15 protein-coding genes are annotated in these 15,238 nt (G+C 60.6%); 11 read left to right on the forward strand and 4 right to left on the reverse strand.

What is annotated here, in order from left to right; translation table 11 throughout:
• Nucleotides 1-10: 10 nt before the first annotated feature.
• The 3 genes from AC3WQN_RS22680 to AC3WQN_RS22690 all read left to right on the forward strand — a co-directional run bounded on the left by AC3WQN_RS22680 (nucleotide 11) and on the right by AC3WQN_RS22690 (nucleotide 3,078).
• Nucleotides 11-892, forward strand: a complete 882-nt coding sequence (locus tag AC3WQN_RS22680) for an ABC transporter permease subunit (RefSeq protein ID WP_178081937.1) — start codon at nucleotides 11-13, stop codon at nucleotides 890-892.
• Complete coding sequence (locus AC3WQN_RS22685; RefSeq protein ID WP_103401531.1) at nucleotides 889-1,773, forward strand: ABC transporter permease subunit; 885 nt, start codon at nucleotides 889-891, stop codon at nucleotides 1,771-1,773. The genes AC3WQN_RS22680 and AC3WQN_RS22685 overlap by 4 nt, the downstream gene beginning before the upstream one ends.
• A 207-nt stretch (nucleotides 1,774-1,980) precedes the next feature.
• Nucleotides 1,981-3,078 carry a polyamine ABC transporter substrate-binding protein gene (locus AC3WQN_RS22690; protein WP_103401532.1) on the forward strand — a complete coding sequence of 366 codons (1,098 nt, stop codon included), beginning with the start codon at nucleotides 1,981-1,983 and terminating at the stop codon, nucleotides 3,076-3,078.
• Between the two features lie 165 nt (nucleotides 3,079-3,243).
• On the opposite strand, the gene AC3WQN_RS22695 is transcribed toward AC3WQN_RS22690, so the two are convergent.
• Both AC3WQN_RS22695 and AC3WQN_RS22700 read right to left on the reverse strand, forming a co-directional pair.
• Entirely contained in the window at nucleotides 3,244-4,065 is an 822-nt protein-coding gene (locus AC3WQN_RS22695; protein WP_178081935.1) for a hypothetical protein, read from the reverse strand.
• A 12-nt stretch (nucleotides 4,066-4,077) separates the two neighbouring features.
• Nucleotides 4,078-4,836, reverse strand: a complete 759-nt coding sequence (locus AC3WQN_RS22700; protein ID WP_103401533.1) for a DUF2092 domain-containing protein — start codon at nucleotides 4,834-4,836, stop codon at nucleotides 4,078-4,080.
• A gap of 184 nt (nucleotides 4,837-5,020) precedes the next feature.
• Here AC3WQN_RS22700 and AC3WQN_RS22705 point away from each other — a divergent pair, with 184 nt between their 5' ends.
• Nucleotides 5,021-5,842 (forward strand): aldo/keto reductase, encoded by an 822-nt coding sequence (locus AC3WQN_RS22705; protein ID WP_103401534.1) that lies wholly within the window; start codon nucleotides 5,021-5,023, stop codon nucleotides 5,840-5,842.
• Between the two features lie 3 nt (nucleotides 5,843-5,845).
• Here the strand turns inward: AC3WQN_RS22705 and AC3WQN_RS22710 are convergent, their stop codons facing one another.
• Nucleotides 5,846-8,209 (reverse strand): DNA polymerase II, encoded by a 2,364-nt coding sequence (locus AC3WQN_RS22710; protein WP_178081938.1) that lies wholly within the window; start codon nucleotides 8,207-8,209, stop codon nucleotides 5,846-5,848.
• Between the two features lie 602 nt (nucleotides 8,210-8,811).
• Between AC3WQN_RS22710 and AC3WQN_RS22715 the strand changes: the two genes are divergently transcribed.
• The 6 genes from AC3WQN_RS22715 (at nucleotide 8,812) to AC3WQN_RS22740 (ending at nucleotide 13,423) form a co-directional block, all read left to right on the forward strand.
• A complete protein-coding gene (locus AC3WQN_RS22715) occupies nucleotides 8,812-9,141 on the forward strand; it encodes a hypothetical protein (protein WP_103401536.1) in 330 nt (109 codons plus the stop codon).
• 200 nt (nucleotides 9,142-9,341) lie between these two features.
• Nucleotides 9,342-9,782, forward strand: a complete 441-nt coding sequence (locus AC3WQN_RS22720; protein ID WP_095146837.1) for a CBS domain-containing protein — start codon at nucleotides 9,342-9,344, stop codon at nucleotides 9,780-9,782.
• Between the two features lie 196 nt (nucleotides 9,783-9,978).
• Nucleotides 9,979-10,575: a paraquat-inducible protein A gene (locus AC3WQN_RS22725; protein WP_103401537.1), complete on the forward strand. Its 597-nt coding sequence runs from the start codon at nucleotides 9,979-9,981 to the stop codon at nucleotides 10,573-10,575.
• Nucleotides 10,572-11,216, forward strand: coding sequence for a paraquat-inducible protein A (locus AC3WQN_RS22730; protein WP_103401538.1), 645 nt, complete (start codon nucleotides 10,572-10,574; stop codon nucleotides 11,214-11,216). The genes AC3WQN_RS22725 and AC3WQN_RS22730 overlap by 4 nt, the downstream gene beginning before the upstream one ends.
• Complete coding sequence (locus tag AC3WQN_RS22735; protein WP_103401539.1) at nucleotides 11,197-12,852, forward strand: PqiB family protein; 1,656 nt, start codon at nucleotides 11,197-11,199, stop codon at nucleotides 12,850-12,852. Before AC3WQN_RS22730 ends, AC3WQN_RS22735 begins: the two co-directional genes overlap by 20 nt.
• 16 nt (nucleotides 12,853-12,868) lie before the next feature.
• Nucleotides 12,869-13,423: a PqiC family protein gene (locus tag AC3WQN_RS22740; RefSeq protein WP_103401540.1), complete on the forward strand. Its 555-nt coding sequence runs from the start codon at nucleotides 12,869-12,871 to the stop codon at nucleotides 13,421-13,423.
• A 9-nt stretch (nucleotides 13,424-13,432) separates the two neighbouring features.
• Here the strand turns inward: AC3WQN_RS22740 and AC3WQN_RS22745 are convergent, their stop codons facing one another.
• A complete protein-coding gene (locus AC3WQN_RS22745) occupies nucleotides 13,433-14,554 on the reverse strand; it encodes a hypothetical protein (protein ID WP_178081936.1) in 1,122 nt (373 codons plus the stop codon).
• 166 nt (nucleotides 14,555-14,720) lie between these two features.
• On the opposite strand from AC3WQN_RS22745, the gene AC3WQN_RS22750 reads away from it, so the two are divergent.
• Entirely contained in the window at nucleotides 14,721-15,086 is a 366-nt protein-coding gene (locus AC3WQN_RS22750) for a DUF2784 domain-containing protein (protein WP_103401541.1), read from the forward strand.
• The last annotated feature ends 152 nt before the right edge of the window (nucleotides 15,087-15,238 follow it).

Here is a 15,238-nt window from a genome sequence, read left to right on the forward strand (position 1 = left end):
CCAGCGGTTTTTGCCGAGCGGTCGCAAGGTCGTCATCGGTATTCCATTCCTGTGGCTGTTTCTGTTCTTCATGCTGCCGTTCTTTCTGGTGATGAAGATCAGCTTTTCCGAAGCCGCCCTGGCCATTCCACCCTACTCCGAGATTTACAGCTTCGCCGAACAGAAGTTCCAACTGCTGCTGAACCTGGGCAACTACTCGCTACTGGCCGCCGACGAGCTGTACCTCTCGGCTTACCTGGGCTCGTTGAAAGTAGCGCTGCTCAGTACGGCCATGTGCCTGGTGATCGGTTTCCCGATGGCCTACGCCATTACCAAGGCCAGCAAGGAAACGCAGAACGTCTTGCTGTTGCTGATCATGATGCCGACCTGGACCGCGATCCTGATCCGCGTGTATGCGTGGATGGGCATCCTCAGCAACAACGGCCTGCTCAATGGGTTTTTGATGTGGACCGGCCTGACGTCGCACCCGATCGAGATCCTCAACACCAACACGGCCGTCTATATCGGGGTGGTTTACGCCTACCTGCCGTTCATGGTGCTGCCGCTGTATGCCAACCTGGTCAAGCACGACGCCAGCCTGCTGGAAGCCGCCTCGGACCTGGGTTCGAGCAACTTCAACAACTTCTGGAAAATCACCGTGCCGCTGGCCAAGAACGGCATCATCGCAGGCTGCATGCTGGTGTTCATCCCGGTGGTGGGTGAGTTCGTGATTCCGGAACTACTGGGCGGCCCGGAGACCCTGATGATCGGCCGCGTGCTGTGGCAGGAGTTCTTCAACAACCGTGACTGGCCGGTAGCCTCGGCGCTGGCGGTGATCATGCTGGTGATCCTGATTGTGCCGATCCTGCTGTTCAACCGCAGCCAAGCCAAAGAGATGGAGGGACGGGCATGAACCGTTTCGGATTTTCAAGAATGATGCTGGTGTTCGGCCTGACGTTCATCTACCTGCCGATGCTGATCCTGGTGATCTACTCGTTCAACGCCTCGAAGCTGGTGACGGTCTGGGGCGGCTGGTCGGTGAAGTGGTACGCCGGCCTGCTGGACAACAGCCAGTTGATGGGCTCGGTGGTGCGCTCGCTGGAAATCGCCTGCTACACCGCGATTGCCGCCGTGGCACTGGGCACCCTGGCCGCCTTTGTGCTGACCCGGGTGACCCGCTTCAAGGGCCGCACGCTGTTCGGCGGCCTGGTGACCGCGCCCCTGGTGATGCCGGAAGTGATCACCGGCCTGTCGCTGTTGCTGCTGTTCGTGGCCATGGCGCAAATGATCGGCTGGCCGCAGGAGCGTGGCATCGTCACCATCTGGATTGCCCACACCACGTTTTGTGCCGCTTATGTCGCGGTGGTAGTCTCGGCGCGCTTGCGTGAGCTGGACCTGTCCATCGAGGAAGCGGCCATGGACCTGGGGGCACGCCCGTTGAAGGTGTTCTTCCTGATCACCATCCCGATGATCGCGCCGTCGCTGGCGGCGGGCGGCATGATGTCGTTCGCCCTGTCGCTGGATGACCTGGTGCTGGCCAGCTTCGTGTCCGGCCCGGGTTCCACCACCTTGCCGATGGAAGTGTTCTCGGCGGTGCGCCTGGGCGTGAAGCCCGAGATCAACGCCGTGGCCAGCCTGATTTTGCTGGCGGTATCGATCGTGACCTTCATGGTCTGGTACTTCAGCCGCAAGGCCGAAGCCAATCGCAAACGGGCGATCCAGGATGCGATGGACCAGACCGCCAGCGAATCCTGGCAGCAACCCAACAAGCAAATGGTAGAAGCGACGGCCTAGTGTCATTGCTGTTCAACTGAGTAAATACAAACCTGTGGCGAGCGAGCTTGCTCGCGCTGGGCTGCGGAGCGGCCCCAAAAATCCTGGCAACCCTTCCAATTTTGTGAGTGCAGCGCACTCAAGCGGGAGCAAGCTCCCTCGCCACAGGGTTTGATGCTCACTGCATTTTTGTTTTGTGATTTTGAATAAAAAAATGGAGTTGTACCGATGAAAATGTTTGGCAGGACTCTGCTGACACTGTCCTTATTGGGCGCGATCACCACAGGCGCCCAGGCCAATGACAAGGTTCTGCGCGTCTACAACTGGTCCGACTACATCGCCCCGGACACCGTCAAGAAATTCGAAGACGAGACTGGCATCAGCGTGACCTACGATGTATTCGACAGCAATGAAACCCTGGAAGCTCGCCTGCTGGCCGGCAAATCGGGTTACGACATCGTGGTGCCGTCCAACAGTTTCCTGGCCAAGCAGATCAAGGCCGGCGTCTACCAGGCGCTGGACAAGTCCAAGCTGCCCAACTGGAAAAACCTCAACCCGGTGTTGCTGAAAAACGCCGCTGCCAGCGACCCGGAAAACGCCCACGCGTTCCCCTACATGTGGGGCTCGATCGGTATCGGCTTCAACCCGGACAAGGTCAGGGAAGTGCTGGGCAACGATGCCCCGGTGAATTCCTGGGACCTGCTGTTCAAACCGGAAAACGCGGCCAAGCTGAAAGCCTGCGGGATCAGCTTCCTCGATTCGCCCACCGAAATGCTGCCGGCCGCCCTGCACTACCTGGGCTACCCGGTGAACACCCGGGACAGGCAGCAGATCGCCGAGGCCGAAGCGCTGTTCATGAAGATTCGCCCGTCAGTGGCCTACTTCCACTCGTCCAAGTACATCTCGGACCTGGCCAACGGCAACATCTGCGTCGCGGTCGGTTACTCCGGCGACGTGCTGCAAGCCAAGGCCCGGGCCAAGGAAGCCGGCAACAAGGTGAAGGTCGACTACAGCATCCCCAAGGAAGGCGCCGGCAGTTTCTATGACATGGTCGCCATCCCGCACGATGCGACCAACGTCGACAACGCCTACCTGTTCATGAACTTCCTGATGCGCCCGGACATCATGGCCGAGATCACCAACAACGTCGGCTACAGCAACGCCAACGCTGCGGCGACGCCACTGGTGGATGAAGCGATCCGCGACGACCCGGGTTCGTACCCGCCCCAGGCCGTGATGGCCACGTTGTACGCCATCCCGGACATGCCCATCGCGACCCAACGAGTGGTGACCCGCGGCTGGACCCGGGTCAAGCTCGGCAAGTAACCCACTGCGCCCGTCGGGGGCGCAGTCTGCAACACCGTTCACGGGGCGCCTTACCACCGCCGCTGCATCACGAACGGCCTCACCAGGCTCCCTCGGTCATGGTGATTCAGGCGTCTAGGGGTGAGTGCCCGCATTCCCCCCAGGACGCCTTTTTTCCAGCATCGCTCATGGCGCGTTGACCACCACGTAGCTCACATTACTGCCCTGGTACTGTGGCTGGAACCAGGTCGATCCGCATTGCATGTACGCCGTGTTGTTGCGCGTCACCTGCACACAGTCGCTGGGCATCTCCGACGGGCGCATGACCGAACCCACCACCGCCGCGGTGACCACGACCGTAGCCGTGATGGCTGCGGCCATGGCGAGCGGATGGTCGTAATCATCGTCATCGTCATAATCGTGATCATAATCGTCGTCATCGTAATCGCCGTGCCCCTCGCTATCGATATTCACATCGCGAGTCTTGTTGACGTTGCGTTCACTGTTGTCGACCCGCACCCGGTTACCGACGTTGTTGCCGGCATTCACACGGTTGCCCGAGTTGACCTCGTTCCCCACATTGGCCTGATCGGCGCGCTGCCTGGCCTGATCGCGCTGGGCGGTGCTGAGCCGCTGGTCAGTGCTGGCTCTCTGGCCGGTACTGGCCCGCTGGTTGGTGTTGGCCCGCGGGGCGGTCTTGGCCCTCGGGGTGCTGACCCTCTGGCCGCTGCTGAGCTGCGGATTGGGGTTGATCCGCTGTTTGGCGCGAACACCCTGATTGGTATTGATCCGTTGACTGGTATTGAGCCGTTGGCTGGTATTGGCCCGCTGATTGGTGTGGGCGCGCTGGGCTCGCGGGGCGTGCGCCGGCGGTGCCCGATTGACCGACGACCGGGCACCGCCCTGGGCGCGCAGCTGACGGGCGTCGACCAGTTCAGCGACACCGACGGTCAGCATTGCGGTCGCCAGCAGAGACACCAGAACCGCGTATGGAGGAATTCTGAACATGATCCTGCCCCCCTATTGGCTGGCTTTCTTCAAGGGGATGGCGACATCACCCTTGCGCGGCGTAAAGGTGAACGCCGAGGGGCTGATCTTCGGGGCAAGGTTCCAGCTGTAGACCGCGCTGTACTCCGGAAAGCTCGCCACGTCGGTGGTGGTGATCACCAGCTTGCAGGGCAAGGGTTTGTCGGCACGGGTGATCCACAGCTGCCAGTCGACACCCGCCTGGCGGAACGCCAGATGGTCGCACAGCGTGCCCTTGATGTAAGAGGGCCCGACATAGATCGCACTCTTGAGTGCGTCGATTTGCGCCTGGTCGCGGCCCAGGAGGAACAGGTCTTCCGTCGGCACCTGGATACCGTAGTGCTGCTCGATTTTGTGCAGGGTTTCGCTGACGGTGGCCGGAGCATCCACGGTGGTGTAGTACTTCAGATAGGGCGAGTACTGTGTCAGGTGCTTGCCATCGTAGAAGAACTCCCGGGTTTGCGTATCGCCATCGGCCTTGGCGTACAGGCGGTCATGCCCCGCCACCTTCAGCGTGGTTCGCGAGCCGGTCTGGATTTTCTGCCCCGAGTCCAGCACGGTATCGCGCGTGACCTCGGCGTTGACCTCGAATTTGGGCAGGCTGCGCAGGTAGTCCCCCACATCAATGAGTTTGTCAATTACGTGGGGGTTCAGGGGAGGCGCGGAATCGTCCGCCGGAGGCGCGTCCTCGGCCTGCGCGCCAAGGGTCATGGTTGCGATCAACAGGCAGAAGACTCGTGCTTGACGCTTCATCATCACACTCCCGGGTGGCGCGCTGCGTGCGCGGCCGCCGTTCCGGTGAACGGCAGGACAGTTCAATGAAAGGACGCTTTCGGGGGTTCGTCAATTTTGTGCCCGAACTGGGCTATCGTTAGCGTCCATCGCGAGCACCCGGAGCCGGATCGGCCGCTCGCGCCAATGCAATCTGGAGATGGTCATGCGAACACTTGAACTGGCCGGCGTACCGGTCCCCGTCGTCGGCCAAGGCACCTGGCGCATGGGCGAAGACCGGCACCAGCGCACGCGCGAAATCGATGCCTTGCGTACCGGCATCGACCTGGGCATGACCCTGATCGACACCGCCGAAATGTACGCCGAAGGCGGTGCCGAGGAGGTAGTGGGCCAGGCCATCGTCGGTGTGCGTGATCAGGTATTCCTGGTGAGCAAGGTCTACCCGCATAACGCCAGCCGCCGCGGCATTCCCCAGGCCTGTGAGCGCAGTCTGCGGCGCTTGGGCACCGACTACATCGACTTGTATCTGCTGCACTGGCGGGGGCAGCACCCCCTTGAGGAAACCGTCGAGGCTTTCGAGCGTTTGCGTGAAGACGGCAAGATCGGCCGCTGGGGCGTGTCCAATTTCGATGTCGCGGACATGGGCGAGCTGCCCTCCACCGCTTGCGCGACCAATCAGGTGCTCTACAACCTTGAAGAGCGTGGCATCGAGTTCGATCTGTTGCCCTGGTGCCAGCAGCAGCGCATGCCATTGATGGCGTATTGCCCGATTGCCCAGGCCGGCAACCTGTTGGTCGAGCCGACACTCAAAGCGATCGCCACACGTCATCGCGTCACCCCGGCGCAAGTCTCGCTGGCCTGGCTGCTGTCTCAGGAGGGCGTGATCGCCATCCCCAAGGCGGTTCGCCCCGAACACGTGCGGTTGAATGCCGCCGCTGGCGCGTTGCAACTCGACCCAGCGGACTTCCAGGCACTGGACCTGGCCTTCGCGGCGCCCACCCGCAAGCAGCGGCTGGCGATGGTCTGAGGCCTAGAACAAGCCCAGTTGGCCACCGATCAGGGTACTGAAGTCGTCGTTCACAAACGGCAGGATCGCGTCAGCCACCGGTTGCAGCTGACGGCTGATGTAGTGGTCGTAGTCAATCGGTGCGCTGCGGGTCTCCAAGGGTTCGGGCCCCGCGACCGTGATCACGTAACTGATCCAGCCGCCGCGCTGGTACTGGCGCGGCCGGTGTTGCCGGTCGTTGTACTCGTCGGCGATGCGCGCGGCACGGACATGGGGCGGCACGTTGCGCTGATAGTCGTCCAGCGGCCGGCGCAGGCGCTTGCGGTAGATCAGCAACTCATCGTGCTCACCCGCCAGCGTCGCCCGCACAAACTCGCGCACATAGTCCTGATACGGCCGCCGATGGAAAATCCGCAGGTAGAGCTCTTGCTGAAACTGTCGGGCCAGCGGCGACCAGTCGGTGCGCACGCTTTCAAGGCCCTTGTAGACCATCTCGTCGGTACCATCGGCGCGGGTCACCAGGCCTGCGTAGCGCTTCTTGCTGCCCTCCTCCGCGCCACGGATGGTCGGCATCAGAAAGCGTCGAAAATGGGTTTCGTATTGCAGTTCCAGCACGCTGTGCAAGCCGAACTCGCGCAACAGATGCTCACGCCACCACTGGTTGACGTAGGCCACCAGCGAGCGGCCAATCTGCGCCGCCTCTTCCTGGCCATGGGCGCGCCGTAACCAGACGAAAGTGGAGTCGGTGTCGCCATAGATCACCGTATGGCCCTGGGCTTCGATCAGTTGCCGGGTGCGCTGCATGATTTCATGCCCGCGCAGGGTGATCGAAGACGCCAGGCGCGTATCGAAGAACCGGCAACCACTGGAGCCCAGCACGCCATAGAAGGCATTCATGATGATTTTCAAGGCCTGGGACAAGGGCGCGTTGTGTTCGCGCTTGGCCGCTTCCCGACCCTCGGCGACCCGGGCGACAATCGCCGGCAGGCAGTGCCGGGTACGCGAGAAGCGCGCCCCCCGAAAGCCCGGCACCGACTCACTGTCGTCAGGGTGACGCAAGCCTTCGACCAGCCCCACCGGGTCGATCAGAAAGGTGCGGATGATCGACGGGTACAGGCTCTTGTAATCGAGCACCAGCACTGACTCGTACAAACCAGGTTGCGAATCCATGACAAAACCGCCGGGACTGGCCTGGGGCGGCCGCTCGCCCTGGTTCGGCGCGACAAAACCCTGGCGATGCATCAACGGCATGTAGAGGTGGGTGAACGCGGCCACCGAGCCGCCGCTACGGTCGGCCGGCAACCCGGTGACGCTGGCGCGTTCCAGCAGGAAGGTCAGCAGCTCGGTCTTGTCGAAGATCCGCGTCACCAACTCGCAGTCCTTGAGGTTGTAGCGCGCCAGGGCCGGCTTGTCCTCGGCGAACATGCGGTTGATTTCATCCATGCGCTGGTACGGGTTGTCGATCGACTTGCCTTCTCCCAGCAGCGTCTGTGCGACGTTTTCCAGACTGAACGAAGGAAAGCTCCAGGTCGCCGAACGCAGGGACTCGATGCCATCGATGATCAGACGTCCCGCTGCCGCGGCAAAGAAGTGGTTATTGCCCGAACCGTGTTCGCGCCACTGCATTTCCTCGCCACCGCGCCCAAGGCGCAACGGGACCGCCAGGCGCCGGGCATGCTCATGCAGGACGCGCAGGTCGAACTGCACCAGGTTCCAGCCGATGATGGCGTCGGGATCGTACCGGGCAAACCAGGCGTTGAGCTGTTTCAGCAGCAGGGTTCGGGAATCGCAATACTCCAGGGCAAAGTCCACCTGGGTGGCGTCACCGTTTGGCGCTCCGAGCATGTACACCTGGCGCTGACCGCAGCCCTCCAGGGCAATCGAATACAACTCGCCCTGTTCGGTGGTTTCGATATCCAGCGAGACCAACTTCAAGCGCGGCCGATAATCCGGGGCCGGCTTGAGCTGGGCATCGAGCAACAGGCCACTGGCGTCAGGCGTTCCGGTGAATGACACGGGAGCGGTAATGAAGCGCTCCATCAGGTAGCGCTCGGGTGGACGAATGTCCGCCTCGAAGACCTCTACACCGGCCCTGCGCAGTACCGATTCCAGGTGCATCAGCTGGCGATGTTGCTGGCAATACAGGCCGAACACCGGGCGATGCTGGAAATCCTGCAACGCGAGCGGGCGCAGTTCGACACCCGGCTCGCTGCTCGCCAGTTCCAGGGTGCGCTCGCGGTACTGCTCGGGAATGAACGCCACCGACGGCTGCACGGGCAAGCGCACCAAGCGCGGGCCGGCATCGGTCGCCAACCAGAACTCGACTTGCGTGCCGGCCGGGGTATCGCGCCAATGCCGGGTCAAGACGAAGCCCTGCTGTAAGTCCACCACTGCAACCTCGAAGATGATCTGAACCTTCGATTCTACCCGCCATCGGTGCTCAGGGCTGCCTTTACCTGTGTCACGCAAGCGATTGTAGGACAAGGTTAAACCGCTACGGATCGGTGCCGGGATTATTTTTGTAGTGAATGAAATTTTTCACTACAAAACCGTTGACGAGTTGTTTTTCCCCTTGCATGATGCGGACGTCTCCCCGATCGGGAGCGTAGGCAAAAGTGTTGTGAAAAGGCTCGACTGACCGCCGAGCTGCTCCCGGATGTGTACTGCCCACAAGGCAGATTGATGAAACTGACCCGGCATGAACGTCCCTCCAGGACAGGAAGCGCTGGCGAATACTCTTCAAGATGCTTGTGACCGAGCAGGTTTGTATCGGGCAACAACATCCAGGTAATCGCTGCTTCTCCCCCGTTGTGACGCCAGTACGTAGCAGTTTCTCGGCAAGACTACATGCATCCTGCTCAAGGCCCTGCCGATATTCGGCAGACAACCACTGTCGCCCTGGTTTCGGTACCAGATATCAACTTACCGAAGTAGAGAAGTGAATTAGCGAATCAACTAGACAGATCAAACATTGGTCAAGGGGCTTTAACATGAATCTGAACAATCAACCGACTATTGATGAACTGGCTCGTATGTTCGCCGCACACAAAGACAGCCATGACAGTCATATCCTGTGGATTGCCGAATCTGGCCAGGTGCATATCGACTGCCTGTCGCCCCATGCCCATGAAGCCGAGTTCGAACTGAACAAACGTGACTTGCGTGCCCGATTGAAGATGTACCGTCGCGGCCAGGGTTATGTTGGCAAGAAAGCCGCCGCGGACAAAGATTTCGTCGGCCGGGTACTGGCCACCCTGACTCAGGAATGGCAGAACCTGCAGTCCCGGCCAGACGTCAGCGTGATCGACCGCTACTGCTAAGTTGCCTTGCACAGCCGCTGATAGCCTGAACGGGTTATCAGCGGCTTTTTTGTCTGTGCTTTCCAGCCGCAGGCGCCCCGAACGCCGCCGATGACGCATTTAGATTGTGTAAATGCCGCTTTGCCCCCTTGCTCCATTAGCCTGCGTCTACGATTCTGTATAGGCCGTCCTCTAACACAGACAACAGCGGAGAGACCTCCATGAAGACCGTCGCGCAACTGCTCAAGTTAAAAGCCAGTCACAATCAGGAGGTCCACACCATCAAGTCCCATCAAATGGTGCTGGAAGCGTTGATGGTGATGGCCGCGAAGAACGTAGGCGCGCTGCCGGTAATGGACGACGGCAAGATCGTCGGCGTGATCAGCGAACGTGACTATGCGCGCAAGCTGGTGCTCAAGGGCCGTTCCTCGGTGGGCACCCCGGTCAGCGAGATCATGAACTCGCCGGTGATCACCGTGGATTCCCATCAAACCGTCGAAACCTGCATGAGCATCATGACCGACAAGCACCTGCGTCACTTGCCCGTGGTTGAAAACGGCCAATTGCTGGGGTTACTGTCCATTGGCGACCTGGTCAAGGAAGCCATTGCCGAGCAGGCCGAACTGATCCGCCAGCTGGAACAGTACATTCGCGGCGAGTAACTTTCGCCCCCTGCGCCCAATCGCGTCGCTGCGTGCCGCCGGTTTCGGTCGCGCGCAGTATTTCGTTTCAGCGTATCGAAACGGTAAACACATGCCTCTATTGTTGTGCACTGAACTTTATATTTGCTCTATCGCAAGGCGCTTCTATATTCAGTTAACCCCCTGACACGTCCGGCTTTTTCCTTGAGTGTGAACCATGGCCAGCAGCGACCACCTGATCATTTGCGAGCATTGCGATGCCGTGTATGAAAAAGCCGTGCTCGCCAAACACCAGACCGCCCTGTGCCAACGCTGCGGCGGGGTGCTGCAGCGCTACAACGGCATGACCCTGCAGCAACGCCTGGCATTGACTCTGACCGCGTCCGTGCTGTGGATATTCGCCAATTTCTACCCGGTGATGAGCATCAGCCTCAAAGGCTTGAAAAACAGCGCCACCCTCTGGGATTCGGTGGTGGCCCTGAGTGACGGCCCGATTACCTTCATCGCCCTGGTCGCGGCCATTTCCATCATCATCGCGCCCGTGTTCCAACTGCTGTTGCTGATCTGGGTGCTGAGCTTCGCGCTGACCTCCAGGCGCGCACCGGCGTTCAAGCTGTGCATGCGCTGGCTGGAGAGCTTGCGACCCTGGAGCATGCTGGAAGTCTGCCTGCTGGGGGCCATGGTGGCCGTATTCAAACTGGCCGGGTTGCTGGACGTGATCCCCGGCATCGGCCTGTTTGCCCTCGCGGTGCTGAGCCTGTTGCTGATCCGCATCGCCGGACGTGACGTTCGTGAACTGTGGGACTGCCTATGAATAGCCCGTCCGAAGCCCGCGATCTCAACCTTTGCCTGTGCCACAGCTGCGGCCTGGCCTGCGACATGACCGACCAGCCCCCTGTGTGCGAGCGCTGCGGTGCGCCCCTGCATAGGCGCAAGAGCAACTCCCTGCCCCGCACCTGGGCGTTCCTGGTCGCGGCGCTGGTGTTTTACATCCCGGCCAACCTGCTGCCCGTGATGAACACCAGCATGTTCGGCAGTGGATCCGACAGCACCATCATCGGTGGCGTGCTGGAATTCTGGGAGCATGGTGCCTGGGACATCGCCCTGATCATATTCATTGCCAGTATCGCCGTGCCAGGCATCAAGTTTGTCGCCCTGACGCTGCTGCTGGTAACCGCCCAGCGGGGCAGTCTCTGGGCCCGCAAGGAACGTTCGCAGCTGTATCGTTTCGTCGAGCTAATCGGCTACTGGTCGATGCTCGACGTCATTGTCGTTGCGCTGGTCGCCGCCCTGGTGAAGTTCCAGGCACTGGGTGATATCGAGCCACGACCCGGGATTCTGTTTTTTGGCATGGTGGTGGTCTTCACCATGCTCTCGGCGATGAGTTTCGACCCGCGCCTGATCTGGGATAACCCACAAACCGAGGAGGTCATGGATGGAATCGAAAGCCACTGAGGGGCAGCCACAGCCCGGCAAAGCCGACATCAAGACCCGCCGCTGGAGCGTTTCTCTGGTGTGGATCGTACCCATCGTTGCGGTGTTGGTCGGGCTCTCCCTGGTGGTGCACAACCTGATGCAACAAGGGCCGGTGATCACCCTCAATTTCAAGACCGGCCAAGGCCTGACGGCAAACAAGACCGAGGTCAAATACCGCAACGTGGTGATCGGCCATGTCTCCGATGTAGCGTTGAGCGATGACCAGAAGAGCGTCAACGCCACGGTAAAACTGTCGAAACAGGCCGAATCCTTCACCCGCGAGGACTCCAAGTTCTGGGTGGTGCGACCGCGCATTGGCGCGGGCGGGGTGTCCGGGATCGACACCTTGCTTTCAGGTGACTTCATTGGTGCCGACGCGGGGCAATCCGATGCCCGCGCCCGGGTCTTCACCGGACTCGAAGTCCCTCCGACCATTACCTATGGCGAACCCGGCAAGCGCTTCATGCTACACGCCCAGGACCTGGGGTCGCTGGACATCGGGTCGGCCGTCTACTACCGCAAGATCCCGGTGGGCCAGGTGGTTGCCTATGCACTGGACACCGACGGCAATGGCGTGAACATCGAAATCTTCGTCAATTCACCGAACGACGTGCATGTCACCGAAAACACCCGATTCTGGAATGCCAGTGGCATCGACATCAATGTCGGGGCCGACGGCTTTGCAGTCAAGACCGAGTCGCTGTCAGCCATGTTGCTCGGCGGCATTGCCTTCCGCGCCCCGAACTACAGCCCCGGTGACAAGAGCGCCGCAGAAAATCGAAACTATGAGCTGTTCGAGGACCAGGCGACCGCGCTCGCCCCGCCCAATGGCAAGCCGCAGTTCCTCGTCCTGCGTTTCGATCAGGCCTTGCGCGGTTTGAAGGTGGATGCGCCCGTCGAGTTCCAGGGGCTGGAAATTGGCAAAGTGGTGGCGATCAACCTGGATTTCGACGAAAAAGCCCGCACGTTCCCGATCAATGTCGGCATCGTCATCTATCCTAAACGCTTGGGGCAAGCCCATCTGAAGATGCTCAAGGCGCTGGAGCATAATCCTGAAGACGAAGCAGCAGCCGTGCGACTCATGGGCACTTTTGTCGACAATGGCCTGCGCGCCCAGGCTCGTAGCGGCAATTTGTTGACCGGGCAGTTGTACATCGCCCTGGAGTTCTTCCCCAAGGCGCCAAAAGTCGCCTTCGACCTCAATGCTCGTCCCGTGATGATTCCCACCGTGCCGGCCAGCCTGGAACTGCTGCAGGAGCAATTGCAGGCGATGGTCGACAAGATCAACAAGCTGCCGATCGAGCGCATCGCCAACAACCTGGACAGCAACCTCACGGAAATGCGCAAAGGCATCAAGCAGTTCAGCACCCAGACCTTGCCGGGAGTGGAGAACACCTTGCAGGAAGTGAGCAAGACCCTGCAAGCGGCCAACTCGACCCTCGCCGAAGACTCCCCACAACGCGAACAGTTGACCCAGACCCTGGAAGAACTCGGGCGCATGTCACGCTCCCTGCGCGAGTTGTCGGACTATCTGGGCCGGCATCCGGAATCCTTGCTGCGCGGACGTCAGAAAGATGCCTCGCCGCCAAACCTGCAACCGTCGTCGAACCGCTGACCACAGGAGTGCGTCCATGTCTTTGTCGTTGAGAGTTGGGTTGGTCGGTTCGCTGCTGGTGCTGGCAGCCTGCAGCAGCGACCCGGTGCATTACCACACCCTGATTCCGGCCCAGCCGGCATCGGCAACCCGCGGTGCGAGCAGCATCCAGTTTGAGCAGGTCAGCGTGCCGGCGCAGGTCGACCGCACGCAGATCGTCATCCGCCAGGGCAACAGCGGCCTGGCGGTCCTGGAAACCGAATGGTGGGGAGCGAGCCTGTCGGAAGAACTGCAAAGCGCCCTCGCCGATCAACTGTCAGGCACAAGCAACGCCCGTAAAATGTCCTTGCGTGTCGATGTGCAACGCTTCGACTCGATTCCCGGGCACTATGCCCTAGTCGACGCGCAATGGCGCCTGCGAAACCTCGAGTCAGAGGATAACAGTGAGTTCATCAACTGCCGGACAACGATCCAGACCCCGTCAGGCGCGACTATCGACGATCTGGTACTGGCGCATCAGAAGAACGTGAAGGGCCTCGCCGTGGCGATCAGCCAGGCCGTTGCCAGCGGGCGTTGCCCCGGGGCGCAGTAAGCGTGGCAATTATTGCGCGAAGCCTGAGGACGGCTGGGCCTGATCAGTCGGCGCTGGCAGGTAAACGTCGCTGCGTTGTTCACGCTGAAGGGCCGGTTCGTTGGGCCGGGTGCGCACAGGCTGCGGCATGACCGACAGGTTGGCGACAAGACCTTGCTGGATTTGCCCGGAAATGTAGTTGACCCCGGCCATCACACCGTTTGCCTCGTTCTCCATCAAGCCCAGCCATGCCTTGTCGAATGCAGCGCTCAGGCTTTGGCGCATTTGCGCTTGTGCGATCGGCCGATCACTTTCATTCGACATGGCACCGATGCCGAGGGAGACCACGGAAATTACCGCCCCGGCAACCCGGCCGACGGCTGCCGCCACTGCGCTGGCGACGCTGCGAGTAGCAATCTGGGCTTCGAGCCGTTCGCTTGCACGCTTGGCCACCGAAGATATCCCGGCATCCGACAACCCTGCCCCGGCACCGCTGTTGGAACTGCGGACCTGTTCGACAAGCGCCGTGTAAGCGGGCAATCGAGTGACCGGCTCAGTATGAATGATCTGATAGAGCGAAGCATTGCGTGCTGCAGGAGGCGCCAGGGTGATGGCGGGCACTTGGCTGAGCCTGCGGTCGAATTGATCCTGGGGGACTGCATACTGCTCCTGTATCTCGGCCATATGAGCGCTGAGCATCTGCAGGTACAACCTCACGGCATCGCCCATGATCACGTTCGGATCGGTCACCCTGGAGACGGGATCCAGCACACGCTCGTGATACTGTTCCTGCAGGTAGACCGTCAGTCGGTTGACCGGCGAATCCGTCTCGCCCTTGGCGCTCATCTTGTACCAGCCCACCTTCACGCCCAGCCACTGTTGGGTCCAGTAGCCGGTAAACCAGGGAATGAAGTCGGTTTCGGTACGGCGGAATACTTGCTCACGCCAGCGCCCCATGGCTTTGCGGGTGTAATCCCTAACCTCCTCCCTGGAGGACAATGAAGCGCTGTCTATATCCCGGTCAATCTGTTGCCAGGTCGCTTCCGTGATCACGATCGGCGCCGTCGGCTCAGAGCGACGCACCGTGGCGCATCCCGCCAGCAACAGCAGCAGGATCAGTAATAAGGCCAGGCACAGGAAACGCAGACTCAAGATCGCAGTCCCCCGGTAATAACAGGACAGCCGTCGTCACGCCTCGATCGGTTTGGGGCCGCTGAGATTTGTGATGGCGGTATTTTGAGTATAGGTGGTGCAAGACTGGCTCAGGCGGGATGCCGAGCAAGGTGCTCACAACCCCCGTTCAAAGGAGGCGGGCCCCATGTTTTACCGAATAGCGGCCGATGGGCTGATGCTGATGCATTTGCTGCTCATTGTGTTCGTGCTGCTGGGCGCACTGCTGGCCTTCAAATGGCGCCAAGTGATCTGGTGCCATTTTCCCGCGGCCGTCTGGGGCACCCTGGTCGAAATCCTCCACTGGAACTGCCCGTTGACCCATTGGGAGAACCTCATGCGCCATAACGCCGGGCAGGCCGGCTACAGCGAAAGCTTCATCGAGCATTACGTCTGGCCGCTGATATACCCCGCCGGGCTGACGCTGGAAATCCAACTGGGGTTGGGGGCTTTTGTGCTGCTGGTCAACCTGATTGTCTATGGACTCCTGATCAGGCAGTGGCAGCAGACGTAAGCAGCCGGCTAGAGAATGGCCACTTTTTCGCGCACAAAAACAAAACCCCTACCTGCAGATGCAGATAGGGGTTTTGGAATTTAATCTTGACGATGACCTACTCTCACATGGGGAAACCCCACACTACCATCGGCGATGCATCGTTTCACTGC

The organism is Pseudomonas sp. FW300-N1A1 (genome assembly GCF_058789115.1).